The 25,837-nt window shown below is 73.0% G+C and carries 24 protein-coding genes; 8 read left to right on the forward strand and 16 right to left on the reverse strand.

Annotated features, from left to right (window positions below):
• Window position 1 precedes the first annotated feature (1 nt).
• From DEI91_RS07065 to DEI91_RS07085, 5 genes are all read right to left on the reverse strand, one after another.
• A complete protein-coding gene (locus DEI91_RS07065; RefSeq protein WP_375537673.1) occupies window positions 2-1,558 on the reverse strand; it encodes an AtzH-like domain-containing protein in 1,557 nt (518 codons plus the stop codon).
• Entirely contained in the window at window positions 1,549-2,619 is a 1,071-nt protein-coding gene (locus tag DEI91_RS16650) for an acetamidase/formamidase family protein (RefSeq protein ID WP_111051592.1), read from the reverse strand. Before DEI91_RS16650 ends, DEI91_RS07065 begins: the two co-directional genes overlap by 10 nt.
• On the reverse strand, window positions 2,612-3,991 hold the full coding sequence (allB, locus tag DEI91_RS07075; RefSeq protein ID WP_111051593.1) for an allantoinase AllB: 1,380 nt from the start codon (window positions 3,989-3,991) through the stop codon (window positions 2,612-2,614). Before allB ends, DEI91_RS16650 begins: the two co-directional genes overlap by 8 nt.
• On the reverse strand, window positions 3,988-4,749 hold the full coding sequence (locus DEI91_RS07080; RefSeq protein ID WP_111051594.1) for an aspartate/glutamate racemase family protein: 762 nt from the start codon (window positions 4,747-4,749) through the stop codon (window positions 3,988-3,990). The genes allB and DEI91_RS07080 overlap by 4 nt, the downstream gene beginning before the upstream one ends.
• A gap of 179 nt (window positions 4,750-4,928) precedes the next feature.
• Entirely contained in the window at window positions 4,929-6,488 is a 1,560-nt protein-coding gene (locus DEI91_RS07085; protein ID WP_111051595.1) for an NCS1 family nucleobase:cation symporter-1, read from the reverse strand.
• Between the two features lie 235 nt (window positions 6,489-6,723).
• On the opposite strand from DEI91_RS07085, the gene DEI91_RS07090 reads away from it, so the two are divergent.
• Complete coding sequence (locus DEI91_RS07090; protein WP_111051596.1) at window positions 6,724-7,653, forward strand: ABC transporter ATP-binding protein; 930 nt, start codon at window positions 6,724-6,726, stop codon at window positions 7,651-7,653.
• Window positions 7,650-8,549 (forward strand): ABC transporter permease, encoded by a 900-nt coding sequence (locus DEI91_RS07095; protein WP_111051597.1) that lies wholly within the window; start codon window positions 7,650-7,652, stop codon window positions 8,547-8,549. Before DEI91_RS07090 ends, DEI91_RS07095 begins: the two co-directional genes overlap by 4 nt.
• A gap of 135 nt (window positions 8,550-8,684) precedes the next feature.
• On the opposite strand, the gene DEI91_RS07100 is transcribed toward DEI91_RS07095, so the two are convergent.
• The gene (locus DEI91_RS07100; RefSeq protein ID WP_111051598.1) at window positions 8,685-9,431 is read right to left on the reverse strand and encodes a FadR/GntR family transcriptional regulator; all 747 of its coding nucleotides are present in this window, start codon (window positions 9,429-9,431) and stop codon (window positions 8,685-8,687) included.
• 103 nt (window positions 9,432-9,534) lie between these two features.
• Between DEI91_RS07100 and DEI91_RS07105 the strand changes: the two genes are divergently transcribed.
• The 3 genes from DEI91_RS07105 (at window position 9,535) to DEI91_RS07115 (ending at window position 13,003) form a co-directional block, all read left to right on the forward strand.
• Window positions 9,535-10,449: a proline iminopeptidase-family hydrolase gene (locus DEI91_RS07105; RefSeq protein WP_111051599.1), complete on the forward strand. Its 915-nt coding sequence runs from the start codon at window positions 9,535-9,537 to the stop codon at window positions 10,447-10,449.
• A gap of 161 nt (window positions 10,450-10,610) precedes the next feature.
• Window positions 10,611-12,059 (forward strand): APC family permease, encoded by a 1,449-nt coding sequence (locus tag DEI91_RS07110; RefSeq protein WP_258374321.1) that lies wholly within the window; start codon window positions 10,611-10,613, stop codon window positions 12,057-12,059.
• Window positions 12,056-13,003, forward strand: coding sequence for an acetamidase/formamidase family protein (locus tag DEI91_RS07115; protein WP_111051600.1), 948 nt, complete (start codon window positions 12,056-12,058; stop codon window positions 13,001-13,003). Before DEI91_RS07110 ends, DEI91_RS07115 begins: the two co-directional genes overlap by 4 nt.
• Window positions 13,004-13,247: 244 nt before the next feature.
• On the opposite strand, the gene DEI91_RS07120 is transcribed toward DEI91_RS07115, so the two are convergent.
• The gene (locus DEI91_RS07120) at window positions 13,248-13,970 is read right to left on the reverse strand and encodes a VIT1/CCC1 transporter family protein (RefSeq protein WP_111051601.1); all 723 of its coding nucleotides are present in this window, start codon (window positions 13,968-13,970) and stop codon (window positions 13,248-13,250) included.
• 164 nt (window positions 13,971-14,134) lie between these two features.
• On the opposite strand from DEI91_RS07120, the gene DEI91_RS07125 reads away from it, so the two are divergent.
• A complete protein-coding gene (locus tag DEI91_RS07125) occupies window positions 14,135-14,926 on the forward strand; it encodes an SGNH/GDSL hydrolase family protein (protein WP_111051602.1) in 792 nt (263 codons plus the stop codon).
• 30 nt (window positions 14,927-14,956) lie between these two features.
• Here DEI91_RS07125 and DEI91_RS07130 read toward each other — a convergent pair whose 3' ends face one another.
• From DEI91_RS07130 to DEI91_RS07140, 3 genes are all read right to left on the reverse strand, one after another.
• The gene (locus tag DEI91_RS07130; RefSeq protein ID WP_111051603.1) at window positions 14,957-15,454 is read right to left on the reverse strand and encodes an N-acetyltransferase; all 498 of its coding nucleotides are present in this window, start codon (window positions 15,452-15,454) and stop codon (window positions 14,957-14,959) included.
• 67 nt (window positions 15,455-15,521) lie between these two features.
• A complete protein-coding gene (locus tag DEI91_RS07135) occupies window positions 15,522-16,922 on the reverse strand; it encodes an LLM class flavin-dependent oxidoreductase (RefSeq protein WP_258374322.1) in 1,401 nt (466 codons plus the stop codon).
• Between the two features lie 87 nt (window positions 16,923-17,009).
• The gene (locus DEI91_RS07140) at window positions 17,010-17,378 is read right to left on the reverse strand and encodes a VOC family protein (RefSeq protein WP_111051604.1); all 369 of its coding nucleotides are present in this window, start codon (window positions 17,376-17,378) and stop codon (window positions 17,010-17,012) included.
• Between the two features lie 62 nt (window positions 17,379-17,440).
• Between DEI91_RS07140 and DEI91_RS07145 the strand changes: the two genes are divergently transcribed.
• Window positions 17,441-17,893: a MarR family winged helix-turn-helix transcriptional regulator gene (locus DEI91_RS07145; RefSeq protein ID WP_111051605.1), complete on the forward strand. Its 453-nt coding sequence runs from the start codon at window positions 17,441-17,443 to the stop codon at window positions 17,891-17,893.
• A gap of 57 nt (window positions 17,894-17,950) precedes the next feature.
• On the opposite strand, the gene sufU is transcribed toward DEI91_RS07145, so the two are convergent.
• The 6 genes from sufU to DEI91_RS07175 form a co-directional block, all read right to left on the reverse strand.
• Complete coding sequence (sufU, locus tag DEI91_RS07150) at window positions 17,951-18,400, reverse strand: Fe-S cluster assembly sulfur transfer protein SufU (RefSeq protein WP_111051606.1); 450 nt, start codon at window positions 18,398-18,400, stop codon at window positions 17,951-17,953.
• Entirely contained in the window at window positions 18,397-19,716 is a 1,320-nt protein-coding gene (locus tag DEI91_RS07155) for a SufS family cysteine desulfurase (RefSeq protein WP_181439524.1), read from the reverse strand. Before DEI91_RS07155 ends, sufU begins: the two co-directional genes overlap by 4 nt.
• 97 nt (window positions 19,717-19,813) lie before the next feature.
• On the reverse strand, window positions 19,814-20,026 hold the full coding sequence (locus DEI91_RS07160) for an Rv0909 family putative TA system antitoxin (protein WP_111051608.1): 213 nt from the start codon (window positions 20,024-20,026) through the stop codon (window positions 19,814-19,816).
• A gap of 138 nt (window positions 20,027-20,164) precedes the next feature.
• A complete protein-coding gene (locus tag DEI91_RS07165) occupies window positions 20,165-21,448 on the reverse strand; it encodes a chloride channel protein (RefSeq protein ID WP_111051609.1) in 1,284 nt (427 codons plus the stop codon).
• A 129-nt stretch (window positions 21,449-21,577) separates the two neighbouring features.
• Complete coding sequence (locus tag DEI91_RS07170; protein ID WP_111051610.1) at window positions 21,578-23,806, reverse strand: alpha-galactosidase; 2,229 nt, start codon at window positions 23,804-23,806, stop codon at window positions 21,578-21,580.
• Between the two features lie 36 nt (window positions 23,807-23,842).
• Window positions 23,843-24,826 carry a magnesium and cobalt transport protein CorA gene (locus DEI91_RS07175; protein WP_258374323.1) on the reverse strand — a complete coding sequence of 328 codons (984 nt, stop codon included), beginning with the start codon at window positions 24,824-24,826 and terminating at the stop codon, window positions 23,843-23,845.
• A gap of 103 nt (window positions 24,827-24,929) precedes the next feature.
• Between DEI91_RS07175 and DEI91_RS07180 the strand changes: the two genes are divergently transcribed.
• Window positions 24,930-25,718, forward strand: a complete 789-nt coding sequence (locus tag DEI91_RS07180; protein WP_258374324.1) for a tryptophan-rich sensory protein — start codon at window positions 24,930-24,932, stop codon at window positions 25,716-25,718.
• Window positions 25,719-25,837: the final 119 nt, after the last annotated feature.

The raw sequence follows: 25,837 nt of genomic DNA on the forward strand, positions 1-25,837 counted from the left end.
TTCACGATCCTATTGGAACGTCTGTTACAGATTCGTTTGCGGGAGCCAGCTCGGCCGCGAGGTCGACGAGCGCGAGGTCCGAGCCGACCGGCCCGACGAGGGAGACCCCCACCGGGGCACCGTCGACGGCCAACAGCGGAGCGCTCACCGCCGGGAGACCGCCGATCCCCGCGACCGCCGTCATCCGCAGCGTCGATCGCCGGGTGGCGAGGAGGTCCGGGCCGTCCGCCGTGCGCAGCGGCGCGGGACCCGGCACGGTCGGGAGGGCCATTGCGCGACCCGCGACCACGGTCCGGACGGCGGCGCGCAGTCGCCCCAGCTCGTCCCGCGCGGCGGCCTCGTCCTCCGCGGTGATCCGGGCCGCCACGGCGAAGCGCTCGGCGACGTCGGCGCCGAGCGCACCGGGGTGCGCAGCGACCCACGCCCCGTGGTTCCGGTGCGCCTCGGCACCCTGCACGATGCGCAGCGTCTCGGCGAGGTCGTCGAGGGCCGGCAGCTCGACCGTCTCGACGGTGCGCCCCGTCCGGTCCAGCCAGTCATCGAACACCCGCCGGGTGGCGGGGTCGGCCGCGGTGAGCAGGGCGTCGCACACCAGCAGTGGCGACCCGAGCCCGGCTGCTCCCGGACCGAGCGCGACGGTCGCCACCGCACGGAGCGTCTCAGGCCGTCGCGCCAGCCACCCGACGGTGTCGAAGCTCTGCGCGAGGGGCAGCACGCCGTCGCGCGACACGTGCCCGTGGGTCGTCCGCAGGCCCCAGAGTCCCTGGTAGGAGGCGGGGACGCGGATGCTCCCGGCGGTGTCGGTACCGAGCCCGACGTCCGCCTGCCCCAGCGCCACGGCCGACGCCGGTCCGGAGGTCGACCCGCCGCTGATGCGCTCCGGATCAGCCCCGTTCGGCGGCGCACCGTGGTGGGCGTTCCGCCCGGCGAGTGCGTAGGCGAACTCGTCCGTCCGGGCGATCCCCGTCAGTTCCGCCCCGGCGGCCAGCAGCATCCCGACGGCCGGCGCGTGCTCGGTCTCGACGGGCGCGGCGGACTCCCACGTCGGGTTGCCGGCGCCGACCACATGGCCGCGGACGGCGACGAGGTCCTTCACGGCCACCCGGAGTCCGGCGAGCGGACCGCCGGTGGACACACCGGGAGCCCGGACGAGCGGGTCGCCGACGACCCGCCACACGGTCCGGTCGAGCGCGGGCGCCCGACCCGTCACGTGTGCCGTCCGGATCCGCCACGCACCGGTCGTCCGTCGCCAGAGCTGTGTCTGCAGCCCGCGTCCGCCGCCCGCGAACCGCGACTCCCCGACGACGAGGACCGTGCCCGGAGCCAGTTCCTGCACGTCGAGGCCGACGAGCGTCCGTCGTGCGACACCACCGCGGGCGGATCGGTACGCGCTGATCCGGTCGTGCCCCCGGAGCAGCCCCGACCCGTCGCCGCGCAGGGTGTCCGGCCCGGGCTCGAACAGTGCGTCCAGCTCGGCGGTGTCGTCGCGCATGAGGGCGTCCTCGTATGCCCGGAACGCGGACTCCAGCCCGTCCGGCCACGACCCGGTCACCCGCACGCCGGCACCGCCTGGAAGTCGCTCTTCCGCACGGTCGCGTGCACGCCGCACACGAGGTCGACCACCTGCGAGATCCGGAAGTCGGTCGCGGCGCTGAGGTAGGCGTACGCCAGGTGCTCCTCGACCCCCCACCGTGCCCGGAGGAGCGTGATCGCGGCCCGGACGCACCGACGGACGGCGTCGTCGAGGCCGGCGTCCATGCCGGTCGGGACGAGGTACTCCGTCGTCTCCGCCAGGGGCCCGACCAGCTCGCCGAACCGCGCGAGCGCCGTGGCCCGCGGGACCAGGTCGAGGCGCAGGGTCAGCCGGAGCGAGGCCTCCATGGCGGTCAGCGCGACCTCGCCGTCTCCCTGTGCGAAATGCGGGTCGCCGACGGAGACGCCGCCACCGGGCACCTGCACGGGCAGGTGCAGTGTGGCGCCGGCGGTGAGCAGGGCGATGTCCACGTTCCCGCCGTGCGGCCCGGGCGGGACGGAGTGCGGCCGGACCTCGTTGTCGACGGTCACGCCGACGATGCCGGGGAACGGCCGGAGTGGGAACGTGACCACCCGGGGCCCGCCCTCCACGACAGGCAGTCGCCCGAAGTCGACCCCGTCGCGGGTCACGACGTCCGCGAAGACCGAGACGGGCTCGTCGCCGCGCGGGAGCTCCCCGGGAAGCGCTCCGCGACCGTGGCGGTTGGAGATCACGCCGTACGGCACCCGCGGGACGGCGTCCAGGACCGTGACGGACAGCACGTCGCCGGGCTCGGCCCCGTGCACGGCGACCGGACGGGACACCACGTGTGGACCGTCTGCAGCGTCGCGCGTCAGGTGCCGGACGATGTCGACCGCGTCCGGGAGCACGTCCGCGGCGGCCACCCCGTGCCGCCCGAAGAACGACACCGGATCGGACCCCTGGTCGGGCAGCAGGCCTTCGTGGCTGACGGTGTCGATCGTCACGACGGTCCCGGGCGCGACGGTGCGGACCGGTGCGTCATCCCGACTCGGCAGCCGTCCCCAGAGGACGTCGTCGGGCGTGGCGCCGAGGTGCACGTCGGCTGCGGCGAGCGTCTCAGCCACGGTCCACCAGCTCTCCGGCGACCACGTCCACGGTCGTGACGTCGTCCGTGGTGGAGGTGATCCGCCTCCCGCGCAGCCAGGTCTCCGTGACCCGACCGCGGACCGACAGCCCGTCGAAGGCGGAGACGGGGTTGCGGTGGGCGAGCGCGTCGGCCCGGACCGTCGACTCGGCGTCCGGGTCGAACACCGCGAAGTGCGCGAGGGCACCCGGCGCGATCCGACCGCGGTCGGTGGAGCCTGCGAGCGCCGCCGGTCCGGTCGTGACCGCCGGCACCACGGCATCGAGCGGCAGGCCGCGGCGCACGGCCTCGGTCCACACCGCCCGGAACCCGACCTGGAGCCCGGCGATGCCGCCCCACGCCAGACCCCAGTCGTCGACCTTGAGGTCGGCGGTCGACGGCGAGTGGTCGGACACGACCATGTCGATCGTGCCGTCGACGAGTCCCGCCCAGAGTGCGTCACGGTTCGCGTCGTCGCGGATGGGCGGGCAGCACTTGTAGGCGGTGGCCCCGTCCGGGATCGACCCGGCCTCGAACGCCAGGTAGTGCGGGCAGGTCTCCACCGTGACGCGCACGCCGTCGTCCTTCGCCGCCCGGATCATCGGCAGCGCTCCGGCGTCCGACAGGTGGAGGACGTGGACCCGGGCCCCGGTCTCCCGGGCACCGTCGATCACCCGGGCGATCGCCGATCGTTCGGCCTGCGCCGGTCGAGTGGCGAGGAAGTCGCCGTAGTGCCCGCCGAGGGCGTCGTGGTCGACGAGGTGGTCCGGGTCCTCGGCGTGCACGATGAGCAGCGCGTCGAGGGCCGCGACCTCGGCCATCGCCTGCCGCAACGCACCGGGGTCGAGGTGTGGGAACTCGTCGACACCGGACGGTGCCGTGAAGCACTTGAAGCCGAAGACCCCGGCGTCGTGCAGGTCGGCGAGGGACCCGGCGTTGCCCGGGACCGCACCGCCCCAGAACCCGACGTCGACCGCCACCCGGCCGGCAGCACTCGCCCGCTTGACGGCGAGGGCGGGGACGTCGACCGTCGCCGGGATCGAGTTGAGCGGCATGTCGATGATCGTCGTGACCCCTCCGAGTGCGGCGGCCCGCGTGGCGGAGGCGAAGCCCTCCCACTCGGTCCGGCCGGGCTCGTTGACGTGGACGTGGGTGTCGACGAGGCCCGGCAGCAGGACGTGCCCGTCCGACACGGTCTCGTCGCGGTCCGCGATGACTCCGGCGTCGACCGGTCCGACGGACGCGATCCGACCGTCGCGCACGACGACCGCCGCGGGGCGGAAGGCACCGTCGACCCAGGCGCGCTGTGCGCGGAGCACGAGGTCGGCCGGCGCCAGGCCCTCGTCCACCGTCACGGACCCGAGGCTCGTCATGCGCCCACCTCCACCGGCTCGCGCGCGTCGGCGAGCGCGAAGGACGCCAGCAGGCCCGAGAACGGCTTCCGCGGTGGCGGGGCGTACTCGCCGTGTTTCCCGGTCGTCAGGCCGAGGCGGACGAGGGACTCGGCGAGGAGCGTCGTCGCGCTGACACCGTCCACGACCGGTGCCCCGATCTCCTCCGAGACGGCGGCGCAGAAGTCGGCCATGCCGGCGCACCCGAGCACGACGGCGTCGGCCCCGTTCGCGATGACCTGCCGGCACTCGGCGACGACGAGGTCCCGCGCGGCGGAGGTCGGGTCCTCGAGCCGGAGCACGGGCACCTCGCACGCGCGCACCTCGGTCAGGAGCGACGCGTACCCGTAGCGCTCGGCGAGCTCACGGGCGCGCCCGGTCGTCCGCGCGAGCGTGGTGACGACCCCGAACCGCCGACCGAGCACCGCAGCCGTCCGGAAGGCGCCCTCGGCGATCCCGATCACCGGCCCGCTGGCGAGCTCCCGAGCGGCGTCGATGCCGGGGTCGCCGAAGCAGGCGACGACGGTGGCGTCCACCCCGTCGCGCTCGCCCGCGGCGACCTGCTCGAGCAATCCCGGGACGGCGAGCGCTTCCTCGTAGTGGCTCTCGATCGAGGCCGGCCCCATCGTGGGCTGCACGGCCTCGACGACCGTGCCCGGGCCGACGACCGCGGCCGCGGCCCTGCCGATCGCGGCGGTCATGGTCGCGGTGGTGTTCGGGTTGACGATCCGGATGCGCATCGCGGGTCCTTCCGGTGGAGCTGGTGGGATGGCCGGTGGTGCTGGCCGGTGGTGCTGGTGGTGCTGGTGGTGCCGGGTGGTGACGATCCTCGGCGGGGCGGCGGCGAGCCTCCCGGCTGTCCACAGGGGAACCGACTGGGGTGCCCTGCCGGCTCCCCTGTGGACGACAGGCCCGCCGGTCAGGCGCGGCCCGGGGCCGCGCCGTCGTCCACCGTCGGGTCGTCCGCGGCGAGGACGGGCATCCGCGGCGAGCGGCGTTCCAGCGCCCAGAAGACGACGAGTCCGAGTCCGCAGCCGATGAACCAGCTGTAGGTGCTCAGCTCGGGCAGGACACCGAGGGCCGGCGGGAGGACCGCGCTGCCGACCGAGACCGCGCCGGTGAGGACGAGCGTCCAGATCGCGTTCGGGTTGAAGCCCTTCCGGTACCAGTACCGCGCGGAGGGGTCCATCGAGTACATGTCGTCGACCGCCACGCGCTGCTTCCCGACGATGTAGTACCCCGCGATGAGGATGCCGAACAGCGGACCGATCAACGCGCCGAGCACGCCCAGGGTGTACAGGATCGCCTGGTCGTTGCCGTACCAGTTCCACGGGGTCAGGAGCACCGACCCCACCGCGGCGATCATGCCGCCCGCCCGCCAGCTGATCCGACGCGGGGACACGTTCGAGAAGTCGAAGGCGGGACTGATGAAGTTCGCGACGATGTTGATGCCCACGGTCGCGATGACGAAGGTCAGCCCGCCGAGCAGGATCGCGAAGGGGGCGTCGATCGCCTGCACGGTCGCGATCGGGTCGGTGATGAGCTCCCCGAAGACCGGCACCGTGGCACTCGCGCACAGCACGGTCAGGATCGAGAAGAACAGGAAGTTGACCGGCAGACCGAGCAGGTTGCCGCGCTTCACGGCCGCGAAGGACCGGCCGTACCGGGAGAAGTCGCCGAAGTTGAGCATGGGACCGGAGAAGTAGCTGACGACCAGGGCGATCGCGGAGAGCATCACCGGGATGCTCTCCGCGAAGGACATCGGCGCACCGACCGACAGCGTCAGCGAGATGTTGCCGATGCCGGCGCGCGCGACGAGGTACACCGCGAGGGCGATCATGACGACGTACACCGCGGGCCCGGCCCAGTCGATGAACCGCCGGATCGCGTCCATGCCCATCCAGAACAGTGCGCCCTGGGCGACCCACAGCACGGCGTAGGAGATCCACCCGAGCGCGTCCAGGCCGAGGAAGGACGGTTCGAGGAGTGCGGCGGCGCCCGGGATGAACTTGAGGAAGACGATGTTCAGCGACTGCGCGGCGAGGAACGTCTGCACGCCGTACCAGGCCATCGCGATGAGGCCCCGGATGATCGCCGGCACGTTCGCGCCGAGCACGCCGAACACCGCGCGGTTGATCACCGGGTAGGGGACCCCGGTGCGTTGGGACGGCTTCGCGACGAGGTTCGCGAACACCTGCACGACGAGGATGCCCACGACCAGCGCGACGAGCACCTGCCAGCTCGCGATGCCGAGGGCGAAGAGCGACCCCGCCGTGACGTACCCGCCGACGGAGTGGACGTCCGACATCCAGAACGCGAAGACGTTGTAACTCGACCACGTCTGCTTCCGCAGCGGTGCGAGGTCCTCGTTGGTGAGGGCCGGGTCGTACCCCGGCTTGATCAGGCCGGCGCCCGCGGGGGCGGTCGACGTGACGGGGGCGTGGGGCGGTGCGACGGGTGCCGCGACTTCGGTTGCCATGACGTCCTCCGGAGTGGGAGAGGGTGAGGTCGGCGTCTGCCTGGGAAGGAAGCTACGGACACCGGTCGCACCGCCCGTTTCCCCTGTGTGACGAGCGTGTGACATGACACCTGCGTCGGAACGATCGTTCCAGGAGCGACCTGACCCGCAGCGCGCGCGTGCCCGCGGCGCGGGCGCAGATCTCCCCCTCGAGGGGGAGGCAGCGACGGGACCGGCTCGCCTAGCGTGGCCAGCGATGATCGAAGTACAGCACCTCTCCAAGCGCTACGGCCCGAAGACCGCGGTCGACGACGTCTCGTTCGTCGTGCACCCCGGCATGGTGACCGGCTTCCTCGGTCCGAACGGTGCCGGCAAATCGACGACCATGCGGATGATCATGGGCCTCGACCGCCCGACGTCCGGCAGCGCGACCGTGAACGGACGGCCCTACCAGAGCTTCCGCGACCCCCTCCGCCAGGTCGGGGCGCTGCTCGAGGCCAAGGCGGTGCACTCCGGGCGGAGCGCCCACAACCACCTGCTCGCCCTCGCGGCGACGCACGGCATCCCGAAGCAGCGCGTGCACGAGGTCATCGAGATGACCGGCCTGGAACCGGTCGCGCGCAAGCGGGTCGGCGGGTTCTCGCTCGGCATGGGCCAGCGACTCGGCATCGCAGCGGCACTGCTCGGCGACCCGCACACGCTCATCCTCGACGAGCCGGTGAACGGACTCGACCCGGACGGGGTGCTCTGGGTGCGACAGCTCGCCCGCCGGATGGCAGCGGAGGGCCGGACGGTGTTCCTCTCCAGCCACCTCATGAGCGAGATGGCGCAGACCGCTGACCGCGTGGTCGTCCTCGGTCGCGGCAAGGTGCTCGCCGACGCCCCGATCGCGGAGTTCGTCGCAGGTGCCGGTGGCCCGGACGGCAGTCGGGCACTCGCCCGGGTCGTCGTCCGGACGCCGATGCCGGACCAGCTCTTCGCGGCGATCGGCCCGGCAGCCACCGTCACCCGACACGAGGACGGGTCGTTCCTCGTGGTCGGGCCGGACGCACCGACGGTCGGTGACATCGCCGCCCGCGCCGGCGTCGTCCTGCACGAACTCACCCCGACCGGCGCCAGCCTGGAGGAGGCCTACATGGCCCTCACCCGCGACGACGTCGAGTACCGATCGGAGGGCACGCGATGAGCGCCGCGCAGCAGACCGACCGCCACGAGGCGAAGCAGCACCGGCACCGCGGTCCGAGCTCGCTCGAGGGCAAGCGCCTCGGTTTCCCGCGACTGGTCCGCAGCGAGTGGATCAAGTTCTGGAGCATCCGGTCGACGTTCTGGTGCTTCGCCGTCATCGCCGTGCTGACGATCGGCCTGGCGACCCTCATCGGCGCGCTGGCCGAGGGCGACGCGCCGACCACCGCCGCCGCGAACGAGGCGATCGTCGGGATGAACACGATCAGCGTGTACCTGTCCGCCCTCGTCGTCGGGGTGCTCGGCGTCCTCATCATCTCGGGCGAGTACGCCACCGGGCAGATCCGGTCGACCTTCACCGCCGACCCCGGACGCCTCGGCGCCCTGCTCGCCAAGGCCACCGTGCTCGCCGTCTCGACGTTCCTCGTCAGCGTCGTCGCCACCTGGATCGGCGTGGCCGCCTCGACCGCCCTGCAGTCGGGCAAGGGGGTCCACCCGGACCTCGCCGACCCCGCGGTCTTCATGCCGCTCCTCGGTGCGTCCGTGTACGTGACGCTCGTGGCGCTGCTCGCGTTCGGCATCGGTCTGCTCGTCCGCTCCAGTGCCGGCGGCATCGCCGTCACACTCGGGATCCTGCTCGTGCTGCCGATCGTGCTCAGCCTGGTGTCCGTGCTCGCGGGCATCGACTGGCTCGGCACGGCCGCCGGGTACCTGCCCGATGCGGCCGGCGCGCAGCTGTACGCGTACGCGTCCGACGCGCCGGCGGGTGCGACCGGGGCCCCGGCGACGGCCGAGGGTGGCTCCGACCTGAACGGGTGGAGCGGTGCGGGCGTCCTCCTCGCCGAGGTGGTCGTGGTCAACGCGCTCGCGATGGTGGCCGCGCGACGCCGCGACGTCTGAGCTCACCGGCACACCGGTGACCGGTCGCCGCCGACGGGAGGCCCGTGGCGGCGACGTCTGAGCTCACCGGCACACCGGTGACCGGCCGCCGCCGACGGGAGGCCTGTGGCGAGTCCGCCGCGGGCCTCCCGTCCGTCACCGTGGTGCGGGATCCGCCGTCGGTACCTGCCCCGCACGCAGCATCGCCTGTTCGAGCAACTCCACGTCGATGCCGACATGCCGGCGAGCGACCTCGCCGGCCTCCACCGCCCGCCCCGCACACAGCGCCTCGACGAGGACCTCGTGGTCCCGCGTGGCACGTGCCTCCATGTCCGCCATGCCCTCCTCGGTCCCCCAGAGGTGTGCCGGTGCCGCGATCGAGATCTGCGCCTCGAGGGTCGCGAGGGTCGCGCGGAGGACGTCGTTGCGCGCCGCGTCGATGATGCTCCGGTGCAGAACGGCGTCCGCCTGCTGCTTCGCCGCGCCGCTCGAGGCCTGCCGGAAGGCGTCGAGCCGGTCCCGGAGCGCGGCCGCCTCCACCGGGGTGATCCGCTCGGCTGCGGCGGCGGCCAGGGCCCCGTGCAGCAGCGCGATCGCGTCGGCGGTGTCCTGGATGCCGGCCCACCGGGCGAGCAGGGTCCGGCCGACCGACTCGGACGAGCTCGCCGGCCACTGCGTCCGGACGAACGTGCCGCCACCACGTCCGCGTCGGGTCTCGAGCAACCCACGGTCGACCAGGCGGGCGAGCGCGCTCCGCACGGTGACACGCCCGACGCCGAGCAACCCCGCGAGCTCGCGCTCCGGTGGCAGACGCGCCGCGGGCAGGTACTCCCCCACGGCGAGCGCGGTCACGAGGCGGTCCTCGACCTCGTCGACCCGCGTCTCCGTCGCGCGATCCGTCACGGCACCCCTTCCGACGGTCCACCGTGCCCCGGTGCTGTTACGGCCACGTTAAACGAGGAGAAAAGGTCTTGCCTGGGACCTTTCGAGGGGCCATGCTCACCCCATGTCCCGCATCACCGAGAGCACGATGCCGTTCCTGGACGGCGAGACCTGGTACCGGATCACCGAGCCCGACCACCCCGTGGCGGGCGCGCTGCCCCTCGTCGTCCTGCACGGCGGCCCCGGCATGGCGCACGACTACCTGCGGAACCTCGAGGCGTTCGCCGACGAGACCGGCCGCACGGTCGTCCACTCCGACCAGTTCGGTTGCGGTCGGAGCAGCCACCGGCCCGACGCCCCCGCCGACTCCTGGCAGCCGCAGCTGTTCGTCGACGAGTACCGCGCGCTCGTCGCCCACCTCGGCCTCGGCGACCACCACGTGCTCGGGCAGTCGTGGGGCGGCATGCTCGGCAGCGAGATCGCGGTCCGCCGGCCGGGCGGCATCGCGAGCCTGTCGATCTGCAACTCGCCGGCGTCGATGCAGCTGTGGGTCGACGGGGCCGCCGAGCTCCGCGCCCAGTTGCCCGCGGAGGTGCAGGACGCACTCACCCGGCACGAGACCGCCGGCACGACCGACGACCCGGAGTACCTCGCCGCGACGCAGGTGTTCTACGAGCGTCACGTCTGCCGCGTCGTCCCGATGCCGGCCGACTTCGTCGCGTCCGAGGAGCAGATGGAGGCCGAGCCGACCGTCTACCACACCATGAACGGGCCGAACGAGTTCCACGTCATCGGCTCCCTCCGCGACTGGTCCGTCATCGACCGCCTCGACCAGGTCGACGTGCCGACCCTCGTCGTCGCCGGTGAGCACGACGAGGCCACCCCCGCCACCTGGCAGCCGTTCGTGGAGCGGATCGCGGGTGCCCGCCAGCACGTCTTCCCCGGCGCGAGCCACTGCACCCACCTGGAGCAGCCGGAGGAGTTCCGTCGCGTCATCGGCGCGTTCCTCGCCGAGCACGACGCCCAGCCTCCCGTCTGACCAACCCGCGGCCACCGGCCGCGCCCCACACCGTCCCTGCACCGTCGGCACCACCCCGGCCGGCCGCGCACCGGACGGGAGGCTCGTCCCCATCCGTCACGAGCCTCCCGTCCGGCGCCCCATCCCCTGCACCGTCCCTCCTCCCCCGAAACGGAACCGACATGTCGCAGCAGCAGAGCGAACTCTCCGCACAGCAACAGCTCGAGGCCTACGGCTACAAGCAGGAGCTCAAGCGCTCCGTCTCCACCACCGACCTGCTCGTCTACGGGCTCGTCTTCATGGTGCCGATCGCCCCGTGGGCGATCTTCGGCACCGTCTACAACGCGTCGAGCGGCATGGTCCCGCTCGTCTACATCGTCGGCCTCGTGGCGATGATCTTCACGGCCCTGGCGTACGCCCAGATGGCGAAGTCGATCCCGCTCGCCGGCAGCGTGTTCTCCTACGTCGGCCGCGGCATCCACCCCACCGCCGGGTTCTTCGCCGGCTGGGCGATCCTGCTCGACTACCTGCTCGTCCCGACGCTGCTCTACGTGTTCGCGGCGGAGAGCATGGTCGGCATCTTCCCCGGCACCCCGCGGTGGATGTGGGCGCTCGTCTTCGTGGTGATCAACACGGTCATCAACCTGGCCGGGGTGTCGTCGCTCAAGCTGGCGAACCGCGTCTTCCTGCTCATCGAGCTCGTGTTCGTCGCGGTCTTCGTCGTCATCGCGATCGTCGCGCTGACCGGTGGCACGGTGCCCGGCGCCTCGTTCAGCACCGACCAGGTGTTCGACCCGTCGAAGGTGTCCGCGCCGTTGATCGCGTCGGCACTGTCGATCGCGGTGCTGAGCTTCCTCGGCTTCGACGGCATCTCGACCCTGTCCGAGGAGTCCACCGGCCGCCGTGGCGGTGCCGGGCTCGCGATGATCCTGGCGCTCGTCATCGTCGCCTTCCTGTTCGTCCTGCAGACCTGGCTCGCCAGTGCCCTCGCCGCCGGGCGCGACTCGTTCTCGGACAGCGAGGCCGGGAACGCCTTCTTCACCGTCGTCGAGCAGGCCTCGTCGAGCGGCTGGGCGACCGCGTTCTTCGCCGTCAACGTGCTCGCGGTGGGCATCGCGAACGCCATGGCCGCGCAGGCAGCGACGAGCCGCCTGCTCTTCTCGATGAGCCGCGACCGGCAGCTGCCCGCGTTCCTGCACAAGCTCAACGGCCGCCAGGTCCCGCAGAACGCGATCCTGGTCGTCTCGGTGCTCTCCGCGATCCTGGTGCTGTTCTTCGTCGGTCAGATCAACACCATCTCGTCGCTGGTGAACTTCGGCGCACTGTTCGGGTTCATGCTCCTGCACGTGTCGGTGTTCGTGCACCACGTCGTGAAGGGGAAGTCCCGCAACTGGCTGCTCCACCTGGTCGTGCCGCTCATCGGGTTCCTGGTCATCGGGTACGTCCTGCTGAACGCCGCCGTCGAGGCGAAGGTCGGCGGCATCATCTGGCTCGTCGTCGGAGCCGGCGTGTTCCTCTACTACCGGGCGACGGGGCGCTCCACCGAGGTCGGTTCGGAGGAGCCGGGCACACTGGGTGAGGGCGACCACACCGCCGCGACGACCGTGACGAAGGACGAGGACCACCGATGACCGCGGACCACCACCTCCCGAACACCCTCGGCCGCCCCGGCTACGCCGCCGACCGCGAGCCCGTGCTCACCATCGCGCCCGGCACCGGCGAGACGATCGGGTTCGAGACGACCGACGCCGTCTACGCCGAGCTCGACGACCACCACGACATGGCGCAGCTGCAGGCCCCGATCAACCCGGTCACCGGCCCGGTGTACGTCGAGGGCGCGGAGCCGGGCGACACCCTCGCCGTGACGATCCACGACATCGAGCTCACCACACACGGCTGGTCGGTGTCGCTGCCGGGCTCGGGCGCCCTGCAGCACGTGATGGGCGACCGCGTCTTCACCCGCCGCTGCCCGATCGAGGACGGCGTCGTGCACGTCACCGACCGGCACGCGTTCCCCGTCCGTCCGATGATCGGGTGCATCGGGACCGCCCCTGCCGAGGGTGAGAACTCGACGATCATGCCGGCCTACGCCGAGGGCGGGAACATGGACGTCACCGAGGCCCGCCCCGGCTCGACGGTGTACCTGCCGGTCCGGGTCCCCGGCGCGCTGCTCTCGATCGGCGACATCCACGCGATCATGGCCGAGGGCGAGTCGTCCTTCGTCGCCATCGAGGCGCAGGGCACCGCCGTCGTGTCCGTCGACCTCGTGAAGGGCGGACCAGCTCTCCGTGCCCCGCGCATCGAGACCGCCGACGAGTGGCTGTTCGTCGGCCTCGGTGAACCCGTCCAGGAGAGCATCCGCCGCGGGTACGAGGACGCCTACGCGTTCCTGGTCGACGAGCACGGCTGGAGCGGGGACGACGCCTACGCGGTGCTCAGTGCCGTGGGTGACTCGAAGCTCGGCGGGCCGACGGGCTCCGGTGCGCCGGACCCGCTCCACCCGTTCGACGCGGTCGGTGCGGTGACGCTGCACCGGGTGCCGAAGGCGGTGCTGGAGCCGGCCGCAACGCCGTAGCCTCCGGCCGCCGCTCGCCGGACGGGAGGCCCGGACCGCGTGACCGACGTCGGTCACGCGGTCCGGGCCTCCCGTCCGTGCGTCCGTGCGTCCGTGCGTGCGCCCGTGCGGTGCGTCCGTGCTTGCTCGCTTGCGTTCGAGGTCCCGCAACACGCCGCCGGTTGCCCGTCCCGGTTGCGCGATCCGAACATCTCGCGCGCGAGGTGCGCGGATCCCAGGACCGCGGGGACGGGGCCCGGGCGCGTCAGAACGCGTGTGCTCCGAGGAGCGTCCCCGCGGCGTAGGTCGCGGCGAGCGCGAGCGCCCCGCCGAACACCACGCGGACGGTGGCGCGGCCGCGACGAGCACCTCCGAGTGCGGCGCCGGTCGTCCCGGTCACGGCGAGTGCGACGAGCACGGCGACCACCGTGACCGCGATCTGGATCGACGTCGGGGCGAGGAGCATCGCGAGGAAGGGCAGCGCGGCGCCCGCGGTGAATGTCGCGGCCGAGACCCAGGCCGCGCGCCACGGGCTGACGACCTCCTCCTCGGCGTCGCGCAGTGCTGCGGCGGCGCGGCGGTCCCGGACCTCGGGACGGGCGAGTTCGGCGGCGACGGACGCGGCGACGTCGTCAGCGACACCGAGCGCGCGGTAGTGGGCGGCGATGGTGCCGGCGTCCTCGGACTCGGCCTCGAGCTGCGCCTGGTGTGCTGCCTGCCCCGTGCGCTGGGCGTCGCGCGCGCCGCTGACCGAGACGTACTCACCGAGCGCCATCGAGACGGCACCACCGACGAGTGCCGCGGTGCCGGCGGCGAGGACGGGTCCGGTGGTGGCACCGGTGCCGGCGACGCCGACGAGGACGGCTGCGACGGAGACGATGCCGTCGTTCGCGCCGAGGAGCCCGGCGCGCAACCAGTTGAGGCGGGCAGCGCTCGTGGCATCGTCGTGCTCGCCCGCGGGGAGCGCGAGGTCAGCTGCGGTCGACATGGGGAGAGCCAAGCACCTGCGCGCCGATCGCACCAGCAAGGGAAGGCTGCCCTGACCGGGCGTTTCCCGCCGTGGAGGACCGCGCCGCACCGGCCGACGGCCCGCAGGAGCACGATGGACCGGACCGCACGCTCCACCGCCGCCGGCAGTCTCCGAGGAGAACCATGTCCACCGTCCCCGCCCGCACCGACCCCGTCCGCTACGTCGCCATCGGGGACAGCTTCTCCGAGGGCGTCGGCGACGACGGGGACGTCCCCTTCCCCGGTTGGGCCGGACGGCTGGCTTCCGGGCTCGCCGACCACCTGTCGGCGCCGGTCTCGTACGCGAACCTCGCGATCCGCGGTCGCCTGCTCGCCGGGGTCCTGGACGAGCAGCTCGACGCCGCGCTCGCCCTCGACCCGGCGCCGACGCTCGTCACGTTCTGCGGCGGCGGGAACGACATGCTCCGGCCGGGCTACGACGTGGACGTGCTGCTCGGTCGACTCGCGACCGCGGCGGACGCGGTCGCCGCCCGCGGGATCCGGCTGGCGCTCCTCAGCCCGGCCGACCCGAGCGCCCGACTGCCGCTCGGCAAGCTCATCAACGCCCGCGGGGACGCCTGGGCGGAGGCCCTGACCGGCTTCGCGCAGGAGCGGGGCCTGCCCTACGTCGACGTGTCCCGCGACCCACACCTGCGGCGTACCGAGTTCTGGTCCGAGGACCGGCTGCACATGAACCCGCTCGGACACCAGCGGGTGGCCGACCTGGCCCTGCACGAGATCGCGGGTGGACCGACCGTGACGGTGCCGGTCGTCCCGGACGCGACGCGATCGTCGGTCACCGAGGAGCTCCGGTACTACCGGGACCACGTCGTGCCGTGGGTCCGGCGGCGCGTGACCGGCCGGTCCTCCGGTGACGGACGGGTCGCGTCCCACGGGGACTGGACGCCCGTGCCGCCGAGCGGTCGACGACGCTGATCCGGGCGGGCCGCGGCCCGGCAGCCGCGGTCAGACCACGAAGGTCCGGGTCGGGCGGCCGCTGAGGGCGTGCGGGAACGGCTCGCCGACCGGGCGGAACCCGGCGCTGCGGTAGAGGCGCACGGCCGGCGCGTTGTCCTCGAGCGCGTGCAGCATGCAGTGCTCGTACCCGGCGTCCCGGGCAGCGTCGACGGCCGCGACGAGGAGCGCACGACCGAGCCCGCTCCCCTGTGCGGCGGGCGCGACCGCGAGCAGGCTGAGGTAGGCGGCGTCGTTCGGGCCCGCTCCCCCGCCGGTCCCGGGCGCGGTGACGAGTGCGAAGCCGCGGACGCCGTCGTCGGAGTCCCCGGGCGCGACCACGAGAGCGACCCGCTCGGCGGCGAACTTCGCGGCCGCTCGCGCTCGGACCGCCGGGTCCCGGGGACGACCGTCGCGCGCGGCGACGGCGGCGGCCCACAGGTCGATGCACGCGGTGTCCGTCCCGGCCTCCGCCGTCGCGACCCGCACGGCTGCAGAGGACTCGATCACCGGACCACCCTACGACCGGGCTCCTGCGTGTGCCGGCCGCGTGCGGACGCCGTCACCGGCCCGCCGGTCACGCGGTGGCCGGCACCCGCACCCGGAACGACGCTCCGCGGTGTTCCTCCGGCAACCGGTCGCCCCGTCCGAGCAGCTTGTGCCGCAGGGACCCCTCCTCGTACCCGTCGGGGTAGGCGTTGCGCGCCCGGAGTTCCGGGACGACGAACTCGATGACGTCCTGCCACGTGCCCGGCGTCACCGCGTACGCCAGGTTGAAACCGTCGACGTCGGTCTGCTCCTGGATGTCGATGAGCCGCTGCGCGATCGTCGCCCCGCTGCCGACCTCGACCGGACCGAGCCCGCCGATCGCCGTCTGCCGGGCGATGTCCCGGACCGTCCACGTCGTCCCGTCCTCACCGGTCGCGGCGGACAGGTTCGCGGCGGCCGACTGGATCGCGTTCGACTCGATGTTGCCGAGCGGCTCGTCCAGGTCGTACTGCGACAGGTCGACGCCCATCCACCCGGAGTTGAGCACGAGCGCACCCGCCTCGGACGCGTACGACAGGTAGTCGCGGTACTTCGCCTGCGCGGCCTCGTCGGTCTCGTCCGTGATGACGGTGAGCAACGTGTACACCCTGGCGGCGTACCGGTCGCGACCAGCGGCCTCCAGGGCGTCCCGGATCTTCCCCACCGTCGCGGCGAGCTGCGGCAGGGTCGGCGCCCCGACGAACACGACCTCGGCGTTCTCGGCGGCGAAGCGGATCCCGCGCGGCGAGGCGCCCGCCTGGTAGATGACGGGCGAGCGCTGCACGGACGGCTCGGACAGGTGGATGCCCGGCACGTCGAAGTGCGCACCGTGGTGCTCGATCGGGTGCACCTTCGCGGGGTCGGTGAAGACACCGGTCTCGCGGTCCTCGACCACGGCGTCGTCCTCCCACGAGCCCTCCCACAGTTTGTAGAGGACCTCGAGGTACTCGTCGGCGACGTCGTAGCGGTCGTCGTGGCCGAGTTGGTCCGTCTGGCCCATGTTGCGGGCGGCGCTCGGCAGGTACCCGGTGACGACGTTCCAGCCGACACGGCCCTTCGTCAGGTGGTCGAGCGTGGACATGCGTCGGGCGAACGGGTACGGGTGCTCGTAGGCGGTGCCCGCGGTGATGCCGAAGCCCAGGTGCTCGGTGACGGCGGCCATCGCGGACACGAGGAGGATGGGGTCGTTCACGGGCACCTGCGACCCGGTGCGGAGCGCGGCCTCGTTCGTCCCGCCGTAGACGTCGTAGGTCCCGAGGACGTCGGCGATGAAGATGCCGTCGAACGCCCCGCCTTCGAGGATCTTCGCCAGGTCCGTCCAGTACGACAGGTCGTTGTAGTGCCGGGATCGGTCGCGCGGGTGGCGCCACAGCCCGGAGGACTGGTGCGCGACGCAGTTCATGTCGAACGCGTTGAAGCGGATCTGCCGGGGCTCGCGGTTCGTGGTCACGACGCGACCGTACGTCGGGCGCACGGAGCGCGTCACGGACGATGACGCCCTGTGACGCGGTCCGGGTGCCGACGGAGGGCGCGAACGTCAGGCGCGGTCGTGCAGGGTGACGTGGTACCCGTCCGGGTCGGCGAAGGTGACGGTCCGACCGAACGGGCCGTCGAACGGCGGCGTCACGATCCGGTGCCCGTCGGCCTGCAGGGCGTCGTGGACCTCCTGGACGTCGGTCGCGTGCAACCACAGGGCGACGCCGAGGCCGGGCTGGTCGACCGACGTGAGATCCGTGCCGGGGAGGACGTCCCGCAGCGCGAAGGCGATCGGCGTCGTGGTGAAGACGACCGCGTGCGGCGGGCCGGCGGGCGAGCGCTCGAGGCCGAGGTACCGCTCGTAGAACGCCTGTGAGGCATCGAGGTCGCGGACCTGCAGGGAGAGGAAGTCGGGGCCGGTGGCGGGCATGGGTGCTCCTTCTTGTTCATGTCAGTTTTCTGACATCGAGCACCATATGTCAGACTGCTGACATGAGTCAACAGGACGGCGTCGACCTCCCGACCTCGATCGGGTACCTGCTCAAGGAGACCGCGACGGCGCTCCGGACCGCGATGGAGGCCGTGCTCCGCCCGCTCGGCATGACCGTGACGCACTACTCCTGCCTGGAACTCCTGGCGCAACGGCCGGGGTCGTCGAACTCCGAGCTCGCCCGCGGCACGTTCGTGACCCGGCAGTCGATGAACGTCCTGCTGCAGACCCTCGAGCGCGACGGCGTCGTCGAGCGCCCGTCCGAGGCCCGCTCCGGCCGGGTCATGCCGGCACAGCTGACCGACCGCGGACGCCGGGACCTCGCCGCCGCGACGGCCGCCGTCCGCTCGGTGGAGGACCGGATGCTCGCCGACCTCGACGAGGACGACCGGGCAGCGGCCAGGCGGCTGCTGCGGAGCATGGTGGCCGCCCTGCGCGACGGTGCCGCGCACTGACGGACGGGAGGCCCGGCACCCGCTGGCACCGCGCCTCCCGTCCGGTGGGCGCGCCGGTCAGCGCGCCGCGACCGCCTGCTGCGCCGCCGCCTCGGCGGCGACCCATGCGAGCATCCCGCACTTGACCCGCATGACGAACTTCGAGACGCCCTGGAAGGCGACGAGGTCCTCGAGCACGTCCTCGTCCGGCTCCCCGACACCGCGGGAGCGCATCATCGTGCGGAACGCCTCGGTCAGGGCCAGGAACTCCGGGACGGTCCGGCCGACGGCCATGTCGGTGAGCACCGAAGCCGACGCCATCGAGATCGAGCAGCCGTCCCCCTGCCAGGCGACGGCGGCGATCCGGTCGGTGCCGGACTCGAGTCGGAGCCGGACGGTGATCTCGTCACCGCACGTCGGGTTGCGCTCGAAGTGCTCGGCGTCCGCGTCCGGCATCGGACCGTCTCCACGACGGGCCTTCGCGTGGTCGAGGATCACCTGCTGGTAGAGCCCGTCCAGGCCGCTCACGCGGGCTCCTCCGCCCCGAAGTAGCCGCGGATGCCGCCGACCGCGGTCACGAAGCGGTCGACGTCCTCCTCGGTCGTGTACACGTACGTGCTCGCGCGGCTCGTCGCGGTGAGCCCCAGGCGACGGTGGAGCGGCTGCGCGCAGTGGTGGCCGGAGCGGACCGCGATGCCCTGCGCGTCGAGGTACTGGGACACGTCGTGCGCGTGCACCCCGTCGACGACGAAGGACGCGAGTCCACTGCGCGGGACACCGGCCGCGGGCCCGACGACGGAGACGCCGGGGACGGTGGCGAGACCGGTGAGCATCCGCTGCGCCAGGTGCTCCTCGTGCGCCTGCACCCGGTCCATCCCGATGCGCTCGAGGTAGCGGACGGCCTCGGCGAGCGCGACGGCCTGCGACACGGGCTGCGTGCCGGCCTCGAACCGCTCGGGAGCCGGCATGTAGTCGGTGTGCTCCATCGTCACCGTGGTGATCATCGAACCGCCGGTGCGGAACGGCGGGAGCGCGTCGAGCAGGTCCTGCCGTCCCCACAGCACGCCGATGCCGTTCGGGCCGAGCATCTTGTGCCCGGAGAACGCGGCGAAGTCGACGTCGAGGGCGCGGACGTCGAGCGGCCGGTGCGGCGCGGACTGGCAGGCGTCGAGCACGACGAGCGCCCCGACGGCGTGGGCCGCCGCGACGACCTCGGCGACGGGGGCGATCATCCCGGTGACGTTCGACACGTGCGCGAACGCGACGACCCGGGTGCGCTCGGTGACGAGTGCGACGGCGTCCTCAGCGGTCCAGCACCCGGCGTCGTCGACCGGCACCCAGCGCATGGTGGCACCGGTCGCAGCCGCGAGCTCCTGCCAGGGCACGAGGTTCGCGTGGTGCTCGGCCTCGGTCACCAGGACCTCGTCGCCGGGGCCGAGGCGGAAGCGGTCGGCCTCGGGTCCGCCACGGCCGGCGCTGGCGTTGCGGATGCCGTACGCGACGAGGTTGAGCGCGTCGGTGGCGTTCGCGGTCCAGACGACCTCGGACGGGCTCGCGGCTCCGATGAAGCGGGCGACCGTCGCGCGGGCGTCCTCGTAGGCGTCGGTGCTCAGCGCCGCGAGGGTGTGGGCGCCGCGGTGCACGGCCGCGTTGTCCTGCTCGAGGAAGCGCCGTTCGGCGTCCAGCACCTGTACGGGCCGTTCGGCGGTCGCGCCGGAGTCCAGGTACGCCAACTGCTGCCCGTTCACCTCCTGCTGCAGGATCGGGAAGTCCGCGCGGATGCGGAGGACCTCGTCCTCGGTGAGCGGCTCGACGGAGCCGTCCGTCGGCGCTGGTGCAACGATCGTCACGGTGCTGGCCCTCCTGTGCGTCTCCGGGAGACAACCCGTCAATGGTGGTCGTTCTTCCCGTCGACGTCCAGTCGGGCCGGCACCGCGCGGGCTACTCGTTCCCGACGCGCTTGTCGGCCTGCTCGCGGGCGGCGTCGATCTTGTCGTCGTACTTCCCGCCGGTGGCCTTCTTCACGGCGTCCGCGACCCCGTCGAAGACCTTGTCGCTGACACCCTCGGCCCTCTCGCTCTTCAGCGCGTCCTGCACCTTGCCGTCCTGCAGCAGCGCCTGGGCCTTCTTGGTGATGTCGTCGAACCCTGCCATGACCGGCTCCTCGTGTCTCGGGCGGGACCTCGTGTCCCGCGTCCTGGCGCCGATGCTAACCAGCGTGCGCGACTCGGGTCCGGGTCGTCCACCGGACGCCCAGCAGCGGACCGGTCGACGGCCGGGTGACCGGGCCGCTCAGGTCATCTGCGCGCTCCGTCGACGGGCGAGGACGTACCCGACGGCGACGGCCCCGCTGACCGCCAACAGCGAGGGGATGAGGATGTCGGTGCCCTCCTGCGTGAACTCGACGACGAGCACGAGGGCCGTGAACGGTGCACGCATGGTCGTGGCCAGGAACGCGGCCGCGCCGACGAACGCGAAGGTCGCCAGGGCGCCGCCGTCGGTCGGCCAGAGGAGCATCCAGGCGGCGCCGAGGAAGCCGCCGAGTGCCGAGCCGACCGCGATCGAGGGCGTGAGCGTCCCGCCCACGGCGCCGGCCCCGATCGTCGCCGCGGTCGTCACGGTCTTCAGCAGTCCGACGACGAGGAGCGCGAGCAGGGGTGCCATGCCGAGCAGCGTCGGGCCGTCGAGGTCGGCGTTCATCGCGGCGAGCCCGAGAGCGCGGCCGTTGCCCATGACCTCCGGGAACGGGATCGCGACGAGGCCGACGAGCGCGAAGACGACGGGCAGCACGACGAGCAGCTTCCACCCCGTCGGAGCGATCGCCTGCAGCCGGTTGGTGGCCCGGACGAACCCGACGCCGGCGAGCCCGAGCAGCGGCCCGACGACGACCGCCCAGACGAGCAGCGACGGCGAGAGCTGCATCGCGGGCACGTGGTACAGCACCTCGTCCGGGATCACGAGGCGGGCGACGAACGCCGCGACGGCACTCGTCACGAACGCGGGCAGGGCGGTCGCCAGCGTGAGTTCGCCGAGCAGCACCTCGACCGCGAACAGCGCGCCGCCGAGCGGGACGTCGTAGACCGCGGCGAGTCCGGCGGCGGCACCACAGGCCACCAGGACCTTCGTCTCACGTGCCGTCAACCCGGCGCGGACGGTCAGGAGTTGCGCGGCCCACGCGCCGAGTTCGCGCGGCGCGACCTCCTTGCCGATCGAGGCACCGAGGCCGACCGCGAGGATCTGCACGCCCGCGTTGCCGACGGTGACCAGCGAGGGCATCCGCCTGCCCGCCACGGCGGCCGGGACCCCGACGACCGGGCGACCCCAGCGACGGATCGCCCACCACGCGACCGCGGTGAGGACGCCGGCGGCCAGCACGGCCAGGAACCGGTTCAGCCCCGAGGGGGCGTCGGCGGCCTCCCGGTGCCCACCGAAGGTGTACCCGAAGGCGACGAACTGGATGAGCTGGAGCGCGAGCCACACGGCGATCCCGGCGACCCCGCCGGCGATGCCGACGAGTCCCGTGACCACGGCGAGCTTGAGCGCCCAGGCCGGAGTGGCGAGACCGTTGTGTGGCATGTCGGCAAGCGTAGCGGGCGCGCGGCCGCGCGCCCTGCGACGCGTCGACCGGGAGGCCCGGCCCGCCACCCGGGGTCGGGCACCGGTCCCGGGAGGGGTGGTCCGGGCCTCCCGGCCGGTGCCGCGTCCTCAGACCGCGGTGACCCGGTACGGCACGACGGTCTCCGGGTACGTCATCGGCGCCTGGACGCCGACGAGCTCGAGCGACCGGCCGGTGAACACCCGGTCGCCGGACTCCCAGGGCGCGGGCTCGAGTCCGGGAACGTCCCCGATGACGAGCGGGTCGACGCGGTAGCGGGTGTCCGGGTCGAGGCCGCGCAGGGTGATCCGACCGCGCGGGCTGACCTCGGACCGGCCGACCACGGCGAGGAAGAACAGCGCCTCCCGCCGGTCCGGGGCCACCGCGCCGTAGACGAGCTGCGTCTCGTCGGCCTGGTCGACACGCACCAGGTCCCCGTGGTGCAGGAGCTCCCGGCACTGTCGGTAGGTCGTCACCCACTCGGCGAGCTCGCGTTCCTCGGCCGCGGTCGCGGTCGCGAGGTCCCACTCGATGCCGAGGTGCCCGTACAGCGCGGTGCCGGCGCGGAAGGCGAGCGTGTGCCGGCGTCCCGTCGTGTGGTTCGTGCCGCTCGCGATGTGCGACCCGAGCATCTCGGGTGGCAGGAGTTGCATGGTCCACCGGTTCATCTGCTGCCGTTCGAGCGGGTCGATGCAGTCCGAGGTCCAGACCCGGTCGGTGTGCTCGATGACGCCGAGGTCGACCCGGCTGCCACCGGACGAGCACGACTCGATCTCCAGCCCCGGGAACCGGTCCTTGAGCGCCGCCATCAGCCGGTACGCGGCGAGGGTCTGCTCGTGCACGGCGGCACCGGCACCGCGTGTCCCGGCGTCGACCAGGTCGCGGTTGTGGTCCCACTTGACGTAGTCGACCCCGACCTCGTCGATGACGGCGGTCAGCCGCTCGAGGACGTGGTCGTACGCGGCGGGGATCGCCAGGTCGAGCACCTGTTGGTTCCGGGCACGGACCGGCAGTCGGCCGTCCGCCTGCATGATCCACTCCGGGTGCGCGCGGGCCAGGTCGCTGTCCTCGTTCACCATCTCCGGCTCGAACCACAACCCGAACTCCATGCCGAGCCCGCGGACGTGGTCGACCAGCGGGGCGAGCCCGTCCGGCCAGACGTCCTCGTCGACGGACCAGTCACCGAGCCCGGCCCGGTCGTCGCGGCGGCCGCGGAACCACCCGTCGTCGAGGACGAACCGCTCGACGCCGATCCGGGCCGCTCGGTCGGCCAGGTCGGTCAGGCGGGCCAGGTCGTGGTCGAAGTAGACCGCCTCCCACACGTTGATCGTCACCGGCCGGGGACGGACGGGGTGCTGCGGGCGCTGTCGGAGCCAGTCGTGGAACCGGTGGGCCTGCGCGTCCGACCCGTCCCCGTACGCGCCGTACACCCACGGTCCGGCGTACGTCGCGCCCTGGTCGAGCCGGACCTCGCCGGGCAGCAGGAGTTCCCCGCCGCCGACCACCTGGCGGCCGTCGGCGACGCGCTCGGCGTGGTGCCGGTGGTTCCCGCTCCACCCGACGTGCACGCCCCAGACCTCGCCCGCCGCGAACCCGAACCCTCGGGTCCCGACGCTGAGGACCGTGGCGGCGTCCGGACCGGTGCGACCACGGCGTCCCTCGCGCTGGTGCGTGCCGACGACGAGCTCGTGCCGCTGCGGGGTGCGCTCCTTGCCCCACCGTCCGGCGAAGTCGAGCACCTCACGGGCCCGCCCCGGGACCGGCAGCGCGACCGTCACGTCGTCGACCGTGTACGTGCCCGGTGCCGTGTTCGTCACCGCGGCGCGGAGCCGGACCAGGCCGGAGACGAGGAGCTCGACCTCGATGCGGACGGACAGGCCGGCGATCCGGTCCTCGGCATCCACGACGAGGCGTCGACCGGGGGCGACCCCGGCACCGGGGTCGGTGTCCTGGCCGGAGGCGCCGTCCCGGCCGGGCGCGCTGACCTGGCCGGTGGTGCTCGGTCCGCGGCCGCTCACGTGCAGGTCGGTGACGTCCACGGCGGTGAGCGTGAACGCGGGCGCCCAGTCGCGGCCGTCCCGGTGTCCGACGATCCCGGGTCGGCCCGTCCACCCGGTGTGCGGTTCGGGGAGGACGCTCAGGCGCACGGCGACGTCGGGCGTGCTCGGCTGCAGCGGGAGGACGTCGGCGGCGGCGAGCGCGAGCAGCTCGGCATCGGACAGGTCACCGAGGGCGGCACCCCAGTGCACGACGGCGGGGAGTCGGCCGGCCGAGCAGTCGAGCACGAGGGACACACCCCCGGCGCTCAGGTGGACGGGGACGGTGGGGAGCGACGACATCGGTTCTCCTCGGTGGGGACGGGTGGGGTGCGGTCCTCAGAACCAGCGCTTGACCTTGAACACCGCGTACAGGACCGCGGCGAACAGGACCATGAGCACGATCGACAGCGGGTACCCCCACGTCCAGGACAGCTCGGGCATGTGCTCGAAGTTCATGCCGTAGACCGCGGCGATGAGCGTCGGCGCGAACAGGATCGCCGCCCAGCCGGAGATCCGCTTCGTGTCGTCGTTCTGCTTCTGTGCCGCGAGGGTCGAGTCGACCGTCAGTGCGTTCTGCAGGAGCTGGCGGAAGGTGTCCAGCCGTTCGACGACCCGGATGACGTGGTCCAGGACGTCCCGGAACCGCCGCTGGAGTTCGACGGGCAGGTGGTACTTCTCGGCGCCGCGGTGCAGGTCCTCGATCATCCGGATGAGCGGACGGGCGGCGCGCTGGAAGTCGACGACCTCGCCGAACAGCTCGTAGACGCGACGGGAGACGCCGGCCTCGCCGGAGAACAGCTGCCCCTCGATCTGGTTGATGTCCTCCTCGAGCCCGTCGATGACCGGACGGTAGTCGTCGACGATCGAGTCCATGAGCGCCCAGAGCTGCGCCTGCGGTCCGGCGGTGACCAGTCCGGGCTTGCCGCTCATCCGCTGCAGGGCACGCGGGACGGCGCGTGTCCCCCGCGGGTCGGCCTGCACCACCGCGAGGAAGAAGTCCTCGCCGACGAACGCGTGCACCTCGCCGAACTCGACCTCCTCCGCAGCGTCGCGGTACACGGCGGGCTTGAGCACCGCGAAGAGCGTCGACCCGTACCGCTCGAGCTTCGGGCGCTGGTGCCCCTCCGCCGAGTCCTCCACCGCGAGCTCGTGCAGGCCGAGGGCGACCGCGACGTCCCCGAGTTCCTCGGCGTCCGGGCGGTCGAGCACGATGCAGGCCGAGGCGCCGTGCTCCGCGAGCATCGAGAAGCTCTCGTCGAGCGAGGGACTCGTCGTCGGGGCGATCCGGTCCACGTACACGGTGTTCAGCTCGACGGTCACGGCACCACCGTACGCACCCTGGGCAGCGGCTGCGCGACCACGGGCGGGACGGCGTACCGTCCTGGTCATCAGCATGCTGACGAGAGGGAGCACGATGCGCTGGATGCGGAAGGTCATGGTCGCCGTGAGCACGGTGGTCGCCGTGGTGGGCTCGTTCATCGGGTCCGGCGCTGCGGGCGGCACACCGATCGCCGAGGCAGCCGACGGAGCACTGTCTGCGTCGGCCACCGCGATCGCCCCCGCCGGCCCGGCCTTCGGCATCTGGAGCGTCGTCTACGTCGGCCTCGTCGCCTTCGCCGTCTGGCAGTTCCTCCCTCGTCGCGACGACCAGGCCCGGCACGACCGCCTCGCCGTGCCCGCGACCCTGTCCCTGCTCCTCAACGCGGCGTGGATCCTGTCCGTCCAGTTCGGCTTCCTCTGGCTGAGCGAGCCGGTCATCCTCGCACTGCTCGGCGTGCTGGCGTGGACGTTCGTGGTGCTCCGTCGCACCGCACCGTCCGGCCGGGTCGAGGCGGTCGTCACGGACGGCACCTTCGGGCTGTACCTCGGGTGGGTCTGCGTCGCGACGGCGGCCAACACGGCGGCGGTCCTGACGGCGGCGGGCTTCCGCGGCTTCGGCCTCGACCAGGACGTGTGGGGCGTGGCGGTCGCGGCGGTCGCCGGTGTCGTCGGGGTCGTCCTCGCGCTGACGGGCCGCGGCCGCATCGCACCGGCGCTGGCGCTCGGCTGGGGTCTCGCGTGGGTCGCGGTCGCGCGGCTCGACGGTCCGCTCGTCTCGGTGCCCACCGCCGTCGCCGCCGTCGTCGCCGTCGCCGCGGTGCTGGTCGTCACCCTCGTGGCGCGCGCCCGTGCCGGCTGGACCGCCGGATCGGCCGCACTCCGGACCGCGTAGCCGCGCGGGCGGGGCCGGCGGGCTCCTCGTCCGCGGGTGCGACCGACGGGTCGTCGCAGTCCTCCCGGGCCGGTCCGACGGACGCACGCGCGCGACCGGGGCATCCGGGCCGGGCCGAC

The organism is Curtobacterium sp. MCBD17_032 (assembly GCF_003234855.1).
In the GTDB taxonomy this organism is placed as follows: Bacteria; Actinomycetota; Actinomycetes; order Actinomycetales; family Microbacteriaceae; genus Curtobacterium.